This is a genomic window from Neisseria sp. P0021.S007, from assembly GCF_051956855.1.
Map to the genome: position 1 here is coordinate 1 of NZ_JBQCXA010000538.1, position 687 is coordinate 687.

The following is a 687-nucleotide window of genomic DNA, read 5'->3' on the forward strand; positions in this document are numbered from 1 at the left end:
ATTCAATACATGAACCGCCTTGCTCTTGCGCCCGTAACCTCGGCTGATGATGCCGACCTTAATGCCCTTTTCCTGCAAATCCGACACCAGCGCGGCGACTATCGGCGTTTTCCCTGTTCCGCCTGCATGGATATTGCCGACCACCACCACAGGCACTGGCAATTTTTCGCTTTTCAGACGGCCTGAAACAAAATCATCGCGCCGTTTCGCCGCAATTTTGGCAAACAGCTTGGATAAGGGTTTCAGCAGCAAAGACAAAAACGGATTGGGGGATTGCCAATGGCGTTCGATAATTTGGTGGAGTTTGGGCATACGCACGGCTTTTGAGGCGAAAATCAAACGATAATATAACACAAGCCCGCCCAGACAAGGCCGTCTGAACATGCAGCTTTGATAATATTAAAACAAAGGGCGCAAGTTTCATGAAAACGAATACAACGAATCGCTCTAAAACCCTTATAATTCAACTTTCCTAAATTTTTCCTGTTTCGCAATGTCCGAACTTTTCGCGCCCTCCTCCATTTCCGTATCCGAACTCAACGCCCTCGCCAAAGCCTTGCTGGAAGACCATCTTGCAGGCTTGTGGATTGCCGGTGAAGTATCCAACCTGACCCGTGCCGCCAGCGGACATTATTATTTCTCGCTCAAAGACAGCCGCGCGCAGGTGCGTTGCGCCATGTTTAAGGG

At 49.8% G+C, this 687-nt stretch carries 2 protein-coding genes; one reads left to right on the top strand and one right to left on the bottom strand.

The features are described from left to right. The coding region (locus tag ACTHUR_RS14480; RefSeq protein ID WP_440399270.1) for a tetraacyldisaccharide 4'-kinase at positions 1–312 on the bottom strand (312 nt) is incomplete at its 3' end. 181 nt (positions 313–493) lie between these two features. On the opposite strand from ACTHUR_RS14480, the gene ACTHUR_RS14485 reads away from it, so the two are divergent. After that, positions 494–687, top strand: a 194-nt coding sequence (locus tag ACTHUR_RS14485; RefSeq protein WP_440399272.1) for an exodeoxyribonuclease VII large subunit, incomplete at its 3' end; no start/stop codon positions are given.